The organism is Streptomyces botrytidirepellens (assembly GCF_003721215.1).
GTDB classification, from domain to species: domain Bacteria; phylum Actinomycetota; class Actinomycetes; order Streptomycetales; family Streptomycetaceae; genus Streptomyces; species Streptomyces himastatinicus.
Genome location: NZ_RIBZ01000154.1, coordinates 74,706 through 88,345, shown reverse-complemented (window position 1 = coordinate 88,345; position 13,640 = coordinate 74,706). Strand labels below are relative to the sequence as shown.

Sequence of the window (13,640 nt, the reverse complement as noted above, 5' to 3'; positions counted from 1 at the left end):
GCTCGTTCGTTCGCGGTTACGTCAGCAGCCCCGTGATGCTCTTCAGCGCCTCCGCCGCGAGGCGGTCGTCGGTGGCCCCGTCGGCGCCACCGATGCCGATGCCGCCGATGACCTCGCCCTCGTCGACGACCACCGGCTGCCCTCCGGGCACCGGCAGCAGGTGACCGTCGACCAGATGGGGCGGGGCGACGGCCATGGCCGGGTCCGCGGCGAGCGCCGCGAACGCGGAGGTCGCCATGCCGGTGACGGCGGCGGTGTACGCCTTGCGGCGTGCGGTTTCAACGCCGATGGGGCCGACTCCGTCGTCGCCGAGCAGCACCTTCGTGATGCCGCCGCGGTTGACGACCACCACACAGATGCGCGCGCCCTCGGCCCGGGCCGCCTCCAGCGCTGCCTCTGCCGCGCCGTACGCGATGGCGTAGGTCAGGGGTTCCCTCATCCTGCGGTCCTCTCGGGGAGCGGGGCGGCGGTGGCGCCAGAGCGATTCGGCACTGCCGGGACTCCGCGGATCAGGTCCGACGCCTTCTCGGCGACGGCGATGACGGTGGCGTTGATGTTCGCGCCGGGCACGCTCGGCAGCACCGATGCGTCGACGACGCGCAGCCCGTCGATACCGCGGACCCGCAGATCGGGGTCGACGACGGCGCTCTCGGCGGTGCCGATGGCGCAGGTGCCGCAGGCGTGGTTGGCGGAGTAGCCGGTCTCCCGCAGATAGCGCTCGAGGTCCTGGTCGGTGGTCACGTCGGGGCCCGGTGCGAGTTCCGCCCCGATCATCGGGGCGACCTCGGGACTGCGCAGGATGGCCAGCGTGGTGCGCACGGTTTCCCGCAGGGCGACGACGTCCTCCGGTTCGGTGAGGAGGTTGAACGTGATGCGCGGAGTGGCCGTCGGGTCGGCGGACCGCAGCCGGACCTCGCCACGGCTGCGCGGGGTGGCGACGGCGTTCAGGGCCACGCAGTGGCGGTTGCGCAGCGGCCGGACGCCGGGGAACCAGGGCCGGGCGTCGAACCCGCCGGCCAGGATGCCGAGGAAGCCGTCGGGGCGGTCCAGGCCGGGGCGGGTCCGGACGTACGCCGACAGGAATTCGGGCATCTGGGCCAGCGGGCCGCTCCCGGCGACGAGCCAGCGGAGCGCGTGGCGCACCAGACGGTCCGCGCGCAGGTGCTCGTGGAAGGTCACCTGGTCCTTGACGTCGAACAGCACGGGCGCGGCCGGATGCTCTTGCAGATTGGCGCCGACGCCGGGAAGGTCCACCACCGTGTCGATGCCGTGCTCGTGGAGGTGCTCGGCCGGACCTATGCCTGAACGCATCAGTATCTGTGGCGAGTTGTACGTGCCGCCGCAGAGCACGACCTCGCGGGCCGCCCGGACCACCCGGCTCCGTCCGCCTTTCACGACACGGACGCCGGTGGCGCGTCCGCTCTCCAGGAGGAGCGTGTCCACCAACCCCCCGGTGAGCAGGGTGAGATGGGGCCGTCGCCGCAGCGCGGGGCGCAGGTAGGCGGCCGCGGTGCTGTGGCGCCGGCCGCGATGGATGGCGGTCTCGTTCTGGCCGGCGCCGGTGGGGTCGCCACTTTGTGTGTCGTCGGGGAACCCGATGCCCAGCGATCGGGCGGCGCGGTCGAGCCGCCGTCCGAAGGTGCTTCTTCCGGGGGAGGTCGACACGGTGACGGGCCCGTAGCCGCCGTGGTGTTCGGTGTCGCCACGCCAACTGTGCTCCGAGCGGCGGAAGTAGGGAACGAGGTCGTCCCAGCCCCAGCCGGTGGCACCGGCCGTGACCCAGTCGTCGTAGTCGAGATGGTGTGCGCGGACGTGGGTGGAGCCGTTGATCGAACCGGTCCCGCCGACCAGCCGGCCACGGGGCACCGGAATGCGTCTCCCGTTCAGTCCCGGCTCCGGCTCCGTCTCGTACCCCCAGCCGATCCCCTTGCGGCCCGACAACAGCCCGATCCCGAGGGGCATCTGAACCAGCAGGCCGCGGTCCGCGGGCGGCCCGGCCTCGATCAGCAGTACGCGTGTCCCGGGGTCGGCGGACAGGCGTGCGGCGAGGACACAACCGGCCGTGCCCGCGCCGACGACGACGTAGTCGTACTCGGCGCCGTGCCCGGCGCTCATGCGGGAGGTCCAGACATCATCGTCTCCTTCGGCTGTGGTTCGGCTCCGGAGGAACGCGCGCCGGCGGCGAGGAGCGCGAGGAGGCGCGGGCAGGCCGTCGCTCACGCGGCGCGTTCCGGGGTGGTGCGATCGCGAGACGGCGGGAGTCCGCGAGCGGCTCGTCGCCTCGGCGCGAAGCCAACGTAGCTCTACCCGAAAGGGTCTGCAAGTAATTCATCAAAGCAGGTCAGGTGCGTTGACAGTTTTTCATCAGGGCCGTACAACAGAAGGCGCCCGCAGGCTCGCCGCACGATGTCCGGCCCTGCCCGTGGCCTCATTTCGCGTCACTTCACGCGTCCGCGCCGCCTCAACGCCGAGGAGATGGTTCAGCATGACCGACACCACCCTGACCGATACACCCGTGGTCGACACGGGAACCGGCTACGGGCGCAAGCCCTCCTCTCACGACGCCCGCCTGACCGAGGTCGGCCCCGGCACGCCGATGGGCGAGGCGCTGCGCCGCTACTGGCAGCCGATCGCCAGTTCCACCGCGCTGACCAGCGACGTTCCGCACCGTGCCCGCCTCCTGGGCGAGGACCTGATCGTCTTCCGGGACGGCCAGGGCCGCCCCGGCGTCGTCTTCGAACGGTGTGCGCACCGCGGCAGCAGCCTCTTCTACGGCCGCATCGAGGAGGACGGCATCCGCTGCTGCTACCACGGCTGGAAGTTCGACGTGCGGGGCCACTGCCTGGAACAGGCCTGTGAACTCGACGGCGGCCGCCGCCGCAACCTCGCCCGCCAGCCGTGGTACCCGGTGGAGGAGCGGTACGGCCTGGTCTTCGTCTACATGGGCCCGCCCGAGCACAAGCCCCCGCTGCCGCGCTTCGACAGCCTGGAGCCCCTCGGGGAGGGCGAGAACTACTACACCAGCTGGACGGTGCCCGGCGCCGAGGTCATCGGCATGGAACAGGACTACAACTGGCTCCAGCTGTACGAGAACGCCGTCGACCCCGTGCACGCCTCGTGGCTCCATTCCACACACAGCGGGTTCCAGTTCCAGGGCACCGGCACCACCGGCTTTCCCGAGGACTTCTACGACGCGAGCACCGTCGCCGAGCGCGTCACCTACCACCGCACCGATCACGGCGTGAAGTACGTGCAGCGCTACCAGGACACGAAGGGCCCCGGCGGGGAGCTGGTGGACATCGACTGGTCGGTGGAGCTCCACCTGCCGAACATCGTCGCCCTGCCCGACTTCGTCAGAGTGACCCCCGATGCCCGGCACGACATGCTGATCTGGGTCGTCCCCGCCGACGACACCCACCACCGGCTGGTCTTCTCCATCCGCTCCGCCGACCCGACCCGGCTCGAGTCCTTCGTCTTCGGCATCAGGCAGAACGGCAAGGACCACTGGGAGATGACCGACGAGGAGCGCCGGCGCTTCCCCGGCGATTACGAGGCCCAGCAGTCCCAGGGCGACATCACCCAGCACTCCGAGGAGACCCTGGCGCCGTCCGACCGCGGGGTGGTCATGCTCCGGCGCATGCTGCGCACGATGATCGACGACGTCGAGGCGGGGCGGAATCCGCTCGGCGTCGGGGTCCCGGGCGAACCCGTCCGGCACGTGGAAGCCGGTGCCTTCATCCGGCGGGAGTCGGGGGACGACGCCCCGAACCCGGCCGGTGCGCACCAGGCGGCCGCGCCGACGGCGGCAGGGGCGTGACCGAGGCGTGAGCACCACCTGGACGGACGTGGTCGTCGTGGCCCGGTACGACGCCACGCCGAGAATCGCGGTCTTCGACCTCGCCCGCGCCGACGGCGGCGAGCTGTGGGAGTACGAGGCCGGCGCGCACATCGACGTACACGTCGGCGAGGCGGGACTGGTCCGGCAGTACTCCCTGTGCGGACCTCCGGGCATCCGCAAGCAGTACCGGCTCGCGGTGCTCAACGAGCCCGCTTCGCGCGGCGGTTCACACGCCATGCACGCCCTCGCCGAGGGCGACACGCTACGGATCGGCGCGCCGAGGAACCGCTTCGGTCTGACACCCGCGCGACGTCACCTGCTCCTCGCGGGCGGCATCGGCATCACCCCGCTGCTGTCGATGGCACAGACCCTCGACGCCACCGGCGGCGACTACCACCTGCACTACTGTGCCCGCAGCCGGACCGACGCCGCCTTCGTCCCCGAGCTGGAGCACCATCCACGGGCCACCCTCCACTTCGACGACCAGGACCCGGAGCAACTCCTCGACCTGAGGCGCGACCTGGGGGAACCCGCCCCCGACACCGCGGTCTACGTCTGCGGCCCCGGCGGGTTCATGGACTACGCGCTGTGGCGGGCCGCCGAGCTGGGATGGCCCGCCTCCGCCCTGCACACCGAGCGCTTCAGCGCCTCGACGGCCGCCGCCGAGACCGGCGGGGGAGGGGAGGGCGGATTCACGATCCGTCTGTCCTCGACGGGAGCGGAGTACCTCGTCCCCGAGGACCGGAGCGTCCTCGACGTCCTGCTGGCGAACGGGGTCGAGGCCCCCTCCTCGTGCGGGCAGGGCATCTGCGGCGAGTGCATCGTACGAGTGCGCGCAGGCGAGCCCGATCACCGAGACGACGTCCTGACCGACGACGAGCGTGCCGAAGGCCTGTTCACCCCATGCTCGTCGCGGTCGAGGTCCCCGATCCTGGAGCTGGAACTGTGACCACCTCATCGACAGCGGTGACCGTCGGCCCCACCGCCCCGGCCACGGTCGAGGACGCCGAGGCCGCCTGGCTCGCGGCACAGACACTCCCGGACCCGGAGCAGAGCCTGCGTGCCCTGATGCACCCCGACTGCGTCATCGTGCACGCGCCGGTGGGTCATATTCACGATGCGGACGACTGGCTGCGGTACGCGGCACGCCTGGGCCGGACCAGCCAGGTGGACACCTACGACGTGACCGTCCAGCGGTTCGGCCCCACGGCCGTGGTCAGCTGTCTCCAGGAGATGCGCGTGGCCTTCGTGCCCGAGCTGACTCCCTTCGTCATCCAGGCCGCCGTCAGCCGGGTCTGGGTGACAGCCGCATCGGGCGGCTGGCAGCTGGCGCACCAACAGATGGCCCGGCGACTTCCACCGGGCTGAACGCCCGTGCTCCCGCCATCCGGGAGCACGGCCACCGTCACGCTTCGGGCTCGCCGTCCTCCGCCGCGCCGTTCACCGCTCCATCCTTCACCGGCGCTTCGGCGAGCGCGGAAATGATCCGGGCCACCTGCTCGGAGTAGTGGTCGATGAACTCCTGCGACGCGGGGTCCTGCTGGGTGAACTCGCGCGCGATCCAGGGGAGGGCCACCGGGGCGATCGAGGCCGCGAAGAAGGCGAGGGACACCGCCCCGACGTCGAGGTCACCGCGGAACTCGCCACGCGCCTGCCGCGCGCGCAGGTCCTGAACGCTCTTGAGCAGCTCGACGGCCCGCTCGTCCTCCGCGGGCGGCGGGGTACCGGGCTCTTCCCGCGTCAGCGTACGGACCCACCCCGGATCCTCGCAGGCCATGTAGACATAGCGGCGCACCGCCTCGGCGTAGGGGAGAGCGTGGCCGACCGGCATGGCAGTCTCCAGCCACTGATCGCTCAGCGCCTCGTACAGCCCGCGTTTGCTCCCGAAGTAGTAGGTGATCAACTGATGGCTGACACCGGCCGCCTCCGCGATCCGGACCACCCGGGCCCCGTCGAAACCATGGGTGCCGAACTCCGTCCCGGCCGCGGCCAGAATGGCCCGCCGCGTGCCCACGGGGTCCCGCCGACGACCGGGATCATCGGGGCGCCTCCGGCGCTGCCGTCTGCCGGACGGTGCCGCCGACTTTCCTGATGCCGTCTCCTCCGCTGTCACACCGACGACCTTACAACCGACATCCGCCAGGCCTGATGCCGAAGGACCGGGAGCCGTCACATGTCTGCTGAAGTCCCCTGGTCAGGAGGCGAACGCCGCCTCGGCGTCGTAACCGTAGATCCAGCCGTTGCCCACCAGGGGTCGGACCCGGCGAGCGCCGCGTCGCGCGCCTCTTGCCCGGGTCCGTCGGGCAGGTGGTTGACGTCCCGGCGGGCGTGGCTGGCCTGCTGAAGCCGTGTGGTGCGTTCGATCCGTGCCGACTCGTACCGCTTCAGCGCCTGTTCGGGGTCGTTTACGGACCCGGCCAGGCAGCGCGCCAGCACCGCGGCGTCCTCGATGGACTGGGCCGCACCCTGGGCGAAGAAGGGGAACATCGGGTGCGCGGCATCACCGAGCAGCGTGATCCTCCCTCGCGTCCAGCGCCGCAGGGGTGCCCGGTCCAGCAGCGCCCAGCGCCCGGGGACGCCACCGGCGGTGATGAGGTCCGTCACCCGCGGGTCCCAGCCGGCGAACTCGGCGTGGAACTCCTCGACCGTGGCCGTAGCGCTCCAGGACTCGTCGAGGTTGTCCTCGGCAGGGGCGGCTGCGAGCCGGAGTACTCCGGCGGCGCGGGCTCGGCCACCGTATTGCGGACGACGGAATGCACGCCGTCGGCACCGATGACGACATCGGCCTCGACCCGGCGGCCGTCGGCGAAGCGCAGCAGGGCGCCGTCCGGGTCCGCCGCGACCGAGGTACAGCGCGCGCCCAGACGGATCCACTCGCCGGGCACGGCCGTCCTGACGGTGTCGAGCAGATCGGCCCGGTGAACGACATAGGTGCGCTCGCCGTAGAGCCGCTCGCACACACCGCTCAGGTTCTCCACCGAGAGCACGCTCCCATCGGCCCAGCGACGGAACTCCCAGCCCCGGTCGAGCGGCACGGCCCGGCGCAGGAACCGCTCCATGGTGCCGAGGCGGCGCAGCAGCCGTACGGCGTTGGGGGCCACGACGAGTCCGGCGCCGACCTCGGTGAGGGCGGGCGCCTGCTCGTAGACGGTGGCGGTCAGTCCCGCGCGGCGCAGGAAGGCGGCGGCTGCCAGGCCACCGATGCCACTCCCGATGATGGCGATCCGCGGGCCGTGCACAAGGTCGGGCATGGAGCCACTCCTCAGCCTCGATGGCGAACGTCCTGGTGTGACTCGGATCCTCACCGACGTGCCGCACCATCCGGACCGGCCATGTCCATTCAATGGACGTCCACTTTCGGCGGCCCCCATGGGGAGCGGAGGTCTGATGCCCCGTACGAACCAGCCCGGACGCAGCGTGAGTGCGCGGCTGTTCGATGTTCTCTTCACGTTCCGGCCCGGCCGCTCCCGGCTCACCCTCGCCGACCTGAGCCGTGAGACGGGGCTGCCCCATGCCACCGTGCGCCGGCTGGCACTGGAACTCGTCGAAGCCGGGGCGCTGGACCGGGCACCGGACGGCTCCTTCAGCGTCGGCCTCCGGCTGTGGCAACTGGGCACCCTGGCGCCGCTGAGCATTCCGCTGCGCACCATCGCGCTCCCCTTCATGGACGACCTGCATACGGCGCTGCGCCAGCACGTACAGCTCGCGGTACTGGAGGGCACCGAGGCGGTTCTCGTCGAGCGGTTGTCGGCGGGCAAACGCGGTGGACGTCGTGTCGAAGATCGGCGGGAGGCTGCCGTTGCACTGCTCCGGCGTGGGCAAGGTCCTGCTGGCCCACGCCGGGCCCGAGCTGACGGAGCAGGTCATCGCGCAGGGCCTTCGGGCGTACACCGACCGCACCGTCACCGCTCCGGTGCGGCTGCGGGCGCTGCTGGCCGAGTGCCGCGAGACCGGAGTGGCCGTCGTCCGTCAGGAAAGGACACCGGGGGTCGAGTCAGTGGCCACCCGCGTCATCAACGCCGACGGCGAGGTCGTCGCGGCCCTGTCGGTCGTCGTCAGCGCCGGGTCGGTCGATCTCCGGACGGTACGTCCGGCGGTCATCGCCTCCGGGCTGGCCGTGTCCCGCAGACTGGGATGGCGCCCATCAGCCGGAGTCCGGTAGGGCCGCTTGCCCGAGCGGGTGCGGGGCGCGCTGCGCCGGCATCATGCCCCGCCCGGCTCACCCGCTTGGGTCTGGAAGATCAGGTCCAGGAACGCGTGGACGGGGCCGACGATGTCCAGGTCGTGGTCGAGGAGCCACTGGAGTTGAAGGCCGTTGAGCACGGACTGAAGGAGAGTGGCCGCGTGTTCGGGAGCGAGCCCAGCGTGCAGTTCGCCGCGGTCCGCCTTCTCGCGCATGCCCTGGGCGAAGTGCGCGCGCCCCACGTCGTAGCGCTGGACGAAGTAGGCGTGTGCCGGGTGATCCGGGCGCGAGGCGGCCGCGGCGAGTTCGATCCACAGGCGCATCAGCTCGGGTGACTTCTGGTGGTGGCGCAGGAGTTCGCCGAGGTGCGGCGCGAGCTCGTCCATGCCCGCCACCCGCGACAGGCCGTACTGCCACTCCTCGGTGTCCCGCTCGGCGAGCACCGCGGCGAGTAGGTCGTCCTTGTTCTGGAAGTGGTGCAGGAGGCCCGCGTGGGTGATGCCGGCCCGTTCGGCGATGTCTCGCAGGGAGGCCTTGGTGAAACCGTGCTCGGCGAAACTGTCCCGTGCCGCCCGCACGATCTCCGCCCGCCGGGCCGCCGTCTTGGCGTACGGTCCGCGGGCCTTTGCCTGAGTCACGATGTGCTCCCTCTCCTCACTCAGGTTATGCGCCGATATGTAACGCTCTGATTACGAAGCCGAGCAACAGTCTTCCCGCCCTTGTGGTCCCGGTCTACCTTCCGATCGAAAACCAACCACATGGTAAGTGTTGGTGATCGCCCGCCGACATACCCGCGCACGGGCGCGCTGACGAAGGTCGTCCGTACGACCCGGACGCGGCGCGAGTGCCACCGCGCCCGTCACCACCGACACTCAGGAAGGCAGCCGACGATGACCGAACCCGCTCCCGGGTTCCTCTGGGGAGCCTCCACCGCACCGCACCAGATCGAGGGCAACAACCTCAACAGCGACTTCTGGGCGAGCGAGGGGCGCGTCCCCGGCATGGAGCGCAGCGGCGACGCCTGCGACAGCTACCACCGGTACCGCGAGGACATGAAGCTGCTCGCGGACGCCGGGCTCAACGCCTACCGCTTCGGCATCGAGTGGGCCCGCATCGAGCCGGTCCCCGGCATGATCTCGCGGGCCGAACTCGCCCATTACCGGCGCATGATCGAAACAGCCTTCGAGCTCGGCCTGACCCCGGTCGTGACCTTGCACCACTTCACCAGCCCGCTCTGGTTCGCCCAGGAAGGCGGCTGGCTCGGCGAACACGCCACCGAGCGGTTCCGGGCGTACGCCGAGGCGGTCTCCCCGATCCTCGAAGGTGTCGAGTGGCTCGTCACCATGAACGAGCCCAACATGCTGGCCATCATGGTCGGCATGGCCCAGGCCATGCGGAACCAGCAGGCGGGCGGGGAGTGGCAGAGCCCCACCGTGGACAACGAGGGGCCGCGGCCGCCGCTGCCGGCCCCCGACGTGAAGATCGGCGAACGGCTGGTCGAGGCGCACCACGCCGTACGGGACGGCTTGCGCGAGCGCACCGGCGCGAAGGTCGGCTGGACGGTCGCCAACCGCGCCTTCGTCGCCCGCCCGGGGGCCGAGGAGAAGAAGCGGGAGCTGGAGTACGTCTGGGAGGACCTCTATCTGGAGGGAGCGCGCGGCGACGACTTCGTCGGCGTGCAGTCGTACTCCAGTCAGTGGGTCGGCCCGGACGGCATCGAGCCCCACCCGCAGCACCCGGACAACACGCTCGTCGGAACCGCCTACCGGCCCGACGCCCTGAGCATCGCCGTACGGCACACCGCCGAGGTCACCGGAGGCATGCCGATCCTGATCACCGAGAACGGCATCGCCACCCGCGACGACACCCGTCGGATCGCCTACACCGGCGAGGCCCTGAAGCACCTCGGGGCTGCGATCGCCGACGGCCACGGCATCGACGTACGCGGCTACCTGCACTGGAGCCTGCTGGACAACTACGAGTGGGGCCACTGGGAGCCGACGTTCGGCCTGATCGAGGTCGACCGCGAGACCTTCGAGCGCCGCCCCAAGCCCAGCCTCGCCTGGCTGGGCGAAACCGCCCGTCGCGGGCTCAACTGACGCCCGGTGAAACGATTAAATCCGACGCCGTACCCACCTCTGTCCTGCTCGGGCCACTGCCCCGCAACGACGCGTAGGAGCCCCATGCTCTCGCCCCGCACCAGCCCCACCCGCGACATCGTCAGCCTCGACGGCCTCTGGCGGTTCGCCCTCGGCACCCGCGCCGCCGACACCCCGTGGACGTCCCGGCTCACCTCGCCGCTCGAAGCCCCCGTCCCCGCCAGCTACAACGACCTGTTCGTCGACGCCGAGATACGTGACCACGTCGGAGTCGTCTGGTACCAGCGCGATGTGCGGGTGCCGCGCGGCTGGGCGGGGGAGCGGGTGGTCCTGCGCTTCGGCTCCGTCACCCATTCCGCGCAGGTCTACGTGGACGACCGGCTCGTGGCCGAACACACCGGCGGCTACACCCCGTTCGAGGTGGACCTGGGCGGGGTCGTCCGCCCCGGTGCCGAGTTCCGGCTGACGGTCGGCGTCGACAACCGGCTGACGAACGAGACGATCCCGCCGGGCACCGTCACCACCGGCCCCGACGGCCGCGAACGCCAGTCGTACCTGCACGACTTCTACAACTACGCGGGCATCGCACGCCCGGTCCGCCTGTGCAGCACACCGCTCACCTTCGTCGAGGACGTCACGATCGTCACCGGACGGGACGGCGCGGCCGGCATCGTCGACTACCGCGTGGAGACTGCCGGCGAGGCCGCCGAGACGACCGCCGTCCGGGTGCGCGCGGTCGACGAGGCGGGCCGGACCGTGGCGGAGGCACATGGCCCCGAGGGTGTCCTCCGCATCGAGGACGTCACCCTCTGGCAGCCCGGCGCCGCCTACCTCTACGACCTCGTGGTGGAGCTGGTCACCGACGGCGAGACCGTCGACAGCTACGCCCAGCCCTTCGGTGTCCGCACCGTCGAAGTGCGGGGCACCGAATTCCTCATCAATGGCGAACCGTTCTACTTCACCGGTTTCGGCAAGCACGAGGACATCCCCGTCCGCGGCAAGGGCCACGACGACGCGTACCTCGTCCACGACGTCCAGCTCCTTCAGTGGACCGGCGCCAACTCCTTCCGCACCGCCCACTACCCGTACGCGGAGGAGGTGCTCGACTTCGCCGACCGGCACGGCATCGTCGTCATCGACGAAACCGCCGCCGTCGGCCTCAACCTGGGCGTCATGGGCGGCCTCACCGGCGCCGCGCCGACCCCGACCTTCGCGCCCGAGAACTTCGGCGGGCCCACCCACGACGTCCACGCCCAGCACCTGCGTGAACTGATCGAACGGGACAAGAACCACCCGAGCGTGGTGATGTGGTGCCTCGCCAACGAACCCGCTTCCAACGAGGACGGCGCCCGCGAGTACTTCGAGCCGCTGGTCGAGCTGGCCCGCAAGCTCGACCCGACCCGCCCCCTCACCTACGCCGCGGTCATGTTCGCCACGCCGCAGAACGACCTGATCGGCGACCTGTTCGACGTACTGAGCATCAACCGCTACTACGGCTGGTACCTCTTCACCGGTGACCTCGCCACCGCCGAGCAGCACTTGGAGCAGGACCTCCGCGGCTGGGCCGAACGCTTCGGCAAGCCGGTCATGATGTCCGAGTACGGCGCCGACACCCAGCCCGGGCTGCACTCCGTCTGGGACACCCCGTGGAGCGAGGAGTACCAGAGCGACTACCTCGCCATGTACCACCGCGTCTTCGACCGCATCCCCGAGTTCATCGGTGAACACGTCTGGAACTTCGCCGACTTCCAGACCGGCGCCGGCATCCACCGGGTCGACGGCAACAAGAAGGGCGTGTTCACCCGCGACCGCAAGCCGAAGACGGCCGCGTTCGCCCTCCGCCGCCGCTGGCGCGGCCTGGACGGGCGCAAGCCCGGCCACGCCGCGGATGACTGACGCGGCTTCGAACGGTCCCGCGCGGTCCTCCCAGCCATGATCGCTGCAGGTGTGGGCCCGATCGTCAACACTGCGGAAACCCCGGTGGCAATCGCCTGCCACCGGGCCTGACATCGCACCGGGTCGGATCGCGGTCCCACCAGGTCATCCACGAACGCGTGCCGTCCTCCGCCAACTGCCGTGCCACCTGGCCATCATGAGACGAAGGAGTCCTCATGGCTCAAAACGATCGCGACATCAGCGTGGCCGGACCCCCTCCGACCGAGCCGGCGAAGGGCGACGGCGGGGAGCCGACCGAGGCCCCCGCCCCCGAGATCGAGGCGCCGCCACTGGAGAAGGTCGGCACGGACTACCTCACCTGGATGATGATCGCCAACTTCGGGGCCTCGCTGGCCCTGATGGTTCCGCTGTCCTACTCCTTGGCACTGCGGATCTCCGACCTCGCCCCCGGACGCGAGGAACTGCTCGGATACGTCACCGGGTCCGCCCAATTCGTCTACCTCGTCCTCAGCCCCCTGATCGGTTTCTGGAGCGACCGGAGGCGCTCCCGCCTCGGCCGCAGGACACCCTTCATGATCGTCGGGACGGTTCTCGGCATCGTCGGGCTTTGCGGCATCGCCGTCGCCCCCACCGTCCTCCTGGTGGGCCTGTCATGGGTCGTCGGCATGGTCGGCTGGTCCACGGCCGGGCAGGCCATCCAGAACGTCCAAGCCGACCGCGTGCCCGAGGAGCAGCGCGGCCGTGTCTCGGCGCTGAGCAGCGTCATGACGCAGATAGCGCCGGTGATCGGCATAGGCATCGCGTACACGGTGGCCTCCAGCACCCTCCTGGTGTTCCTCGTCCCGGGCGTCCTCGGAGCCGCGCTGCTGCTGTTGTTCCCGGTCTTCAAACCGGAAGGAGACTCCCGTGAACTCGTCCACACCAGCGATGTGACCCTCAAAGGCATGGTCGCCAGCTACGGGTTCAATCCGCGGAAGTACCCCGACTTCGGCTGGAACTGGCTCGGCCGCTTCGTCTTCTTCATGGGCCTGTACTTCAACACCACCTTCGGCACGTTCTTCTACGCCCAGCGGCTCGACCTGCCCATCAAGGAGGTCGCCGGCGTCGTCGCGACCATCGGGACCATCGGGGTGCTGGCGGCAGCCGGCGGCGCCATCGGGGGTGGCTTCCTCTCCGACAAGCTGGGCAGGCGCAAGCTGTTCACCCTGCTGGGTTCCACGATCTTCGTCGCCGGGGCCGTCACCGAGGCATTCGCCCACTCGCTGCCCCAGCTCGTCGTCGGCGCGGTGCTGATGCAGCTCGCCATCGCGCTGTTCAGCGCCGTCGACCAGGCGATCGTGTTCGCAGTCCTCCCGGACCGGGCTCAGGCCGGCCGCTACCTCGCGGTCGTCGCGTTCGCGCAGAAGATCCCCAGCGCCATCGCCCCGCTCATCGCCCCGCTCATCATCACCATCGGCGTCACGGGCGGCGACAAGAACTACACACTGCTCTATCTGAGCGGCGCGCTCCTCGCGCTCGCCGGCGGCCTGATCGTCAAGTTCAAGGTCACGTCGGTCCGGTGAAAGGGCACCCCGGCACTCGCTCGCCGCGACAACCTCCGTCAGCAACACCAGAGTTCATCGAC

General features: G+C 70.5%; 13 protein-coding genes and 1 pseudogene. 8 read left to right on the top strand and 6 right to left on the bottom strand.

Annotated features, from left to right (window positions below; genetic code table 11):
* Nucleotides 1-16 precede the first annotated feature (16 nt).
* Both EEJ42_RS11855 and EEJ42_RS11850 read right to left on the bottom strand, forming a co-directional pair.
* Entirely contained in the window at nt 17-439 is a 423-nt protein-coding gene (locus tag EEJ42_RS11855) for a GlcG/HbpS family heme-binding protein (RefSeq protein WP_123099899.1), read from the bottom strand.
* Entirely contained in the window at nt 436-2,115 is a 1,680-nt protein-coding gene (locus tag EEJ42_RS11850; RefSeq protein ID WP_123099898.1) for a GMC family oxidoreductase, read from the bottom strand. Before EEJ42_RS11850 ends, EEJ42_RS11855 begins: the two co-directional genes overlap by 4 nt.
* A 370-nt stretch (nt 2,116-2,485) precedes the next feature.
* Here EEJ42_RS11850 and EEJ42_RS11845 point away from each other — a divergent pair, with 370 nt between their 5' ends.
* Genes EEJ42_RS11845 through EEJ42_RS11835 form a run of 3 tightly spaced genes read left to right on the top strand, consistent with a single transcriptional unit; the run spans nt 2,486 to nt 5,206 of the window.
* On the top strand, nt 2,486-3,817 hold the full coding sequence (locus EEJ42_RS11845; protein ID WP_123099897.1) for a Rieske 2Fe-2S domain-containing protein: 1,332 nt from the start codon (nt 2,486-2,488) through the stop codon (nt 3,815-3,817).
* Nucleotides 3,818-3,824: 7 nt separating this feature from the next.
* On the top strand, nt 3,825-4,787 hold the full coding sequence (locus EEJ42_RS11840; RefSeq protein ID WP_123099932.1) for a PDR/VanB family oxidoreductase: 963 nt from the start codon (nt 3,825-3,827) through the stop codon (nt 4,785-4,787).
* Entirely contained in the window at nt 4,784-5,206 is a 423-nt protein-coding gene (locus EEJ42_RS11835; protein WP_246096381.1) for a nuclear transport factor 2 family protein, read from the top strand. Before EEJ42_RS11840 ends, EEJ42_RS11835 begins: the two co-directional genes overlap by 4 nt.
* Before the next feature lie 37 nt (nt 5,207-5,243).
* On the opposite strand, the gene EEJ42_RS11830 is transcribed toward EEJ42_RS11835, so the two are convergent.
* The 3 genes from EEJ42_RS11830 to EEJ42_RS53810 all read right to left on the bottom strand — a co-directional run bounded on the left by EEJ42_RS11830 (nt 5,244) and on the right by EEJ42_RS53810 (nt 7,089).
* Entirely contained in the window at nt 5,244-5,852 is a 609-nt protein-coding gene (locus tag EEJ42_RS11830; RefSeq protein WP_246096380.1) for a TetR/AcrR family transcriptional regulator, read from the bottom strand.
* Nucleotides 5,853-6,007: 155 nt separating this feature from the next.
* Entirely contained in the window at nt 6,008-6,442 is a 435-nt protein-coding gene (locus EEJ42_RS53815; RefSeq protein WP_281291435.1) for an FAD-dependent monooxygenase, read from the bottom strand.
* Nucleotides 6,439-7,089, bottom strand: a complete 651-nt coding sequence (locus tag EEJ42_RS53810) for an FAD-dependent oxidoreductase (protein WP_281291434.1) — start codon at nt 7,087-7,089, stop codon at nt 6,439-6,441. Before EEJ42_RS53810 ends, EEJ42_RS53815 begins: the two co-directional genes overlap by 4 nt.
* On the opposite strand from EEJ42_RS53810, the pseudogene EEJ42_RS54195 reads away from it, so the two are divergent.
* Nucleotides 7,040-7,345, top strand: a pseudogene (locus EEJ42_RS54195) (hypothetical protein); the annotation flags it as partial. The gene EEJ42_RS53810 and the pseudogene EEJ42_RS54195 overlap by 50 nt on opposite strands.
* Nucleotides 7,346-7,610: 265 nt before the next feature.
* On the top strand, nt 7,611-8,000 hold the full coding sequence (locus tag EEJ42_RS52735; protein ID WP_246096379.1) for an IclR family transcriptional regulator domain-containing protein: 390 nt from the start codon (nt 7,611-7,613) through the stop codon (nt 7,998-8,000).
* A gap of 41 nt (nt 8,001-8,041) precedes the next feature.
* Here EEJ42_RS52735 and EEJ42_RS11815 read toward each other — a convergent pair whose 3' ends face one another.
* Nucleotides 8,042-8,659 carry a TetR/AcrR family transcriptional regulator gene (locus tag EEJ42_RS11815; RefSeq protein WP_123099894.1) on the bottom strand — a complete coding sequence of 206 codons (618 nt, stop codon included), beginning with the start codon at nt 8,657-8,659 and terminating at the stop codon, nt 8,042-8,044.
* Between the two features lie 252 nt (nt 8,660-8,911).
* Between EEJ42_RS11815 and EEJ42_RS11810 the strand changes: the two genes are divergently transcribed.
* The 3 genes from EEJ42_RS11810 to EEJ42_RS11800 all read left to right on the top strand — a co-directional run bounded on the left by EEJ42_RS11810 (nt 8,912) and on the right by EEJ42_RS11800 (nt 13,578).
* Nucleotides 8,912-10,120: a family 1 glycosylhydrolase gene (locus EEJ42_RS11810; RefSeq protein WP_123099893.1), complete on the top strand. Its 1,209-nt coding sequence runs from the start codon at nt 8,912-8,914 to the stop codon at nt 10,118-10,120.
* Between the two features lie 84 nt (nt 10,121-10,204).
* Complete coding sequence (gene uidA / locus EEJ42_RS11805; protein WP_123099892.1) at nt 10,205-12,016, top strand: beta-glucuronidase; 1,812 nt, start codon at nt 10,205-10,207, stop codon at nt 12,014-12,016.
* 215 nt (nt 12,017-12,231) lie between these two features.
* Nucleotides 12,232-13,578, top strand: a complete 1,347-nt coding sequence (locus EEJ42_RS11800; protein WP_123099891.1) for an MFS transporter — start codon at nt 12,232-12,234, stop codon at nt 13,576-13,578.
* The last annotated feature ends 62 nt before the right edge of the window (nt 13,579-13,640 follow it).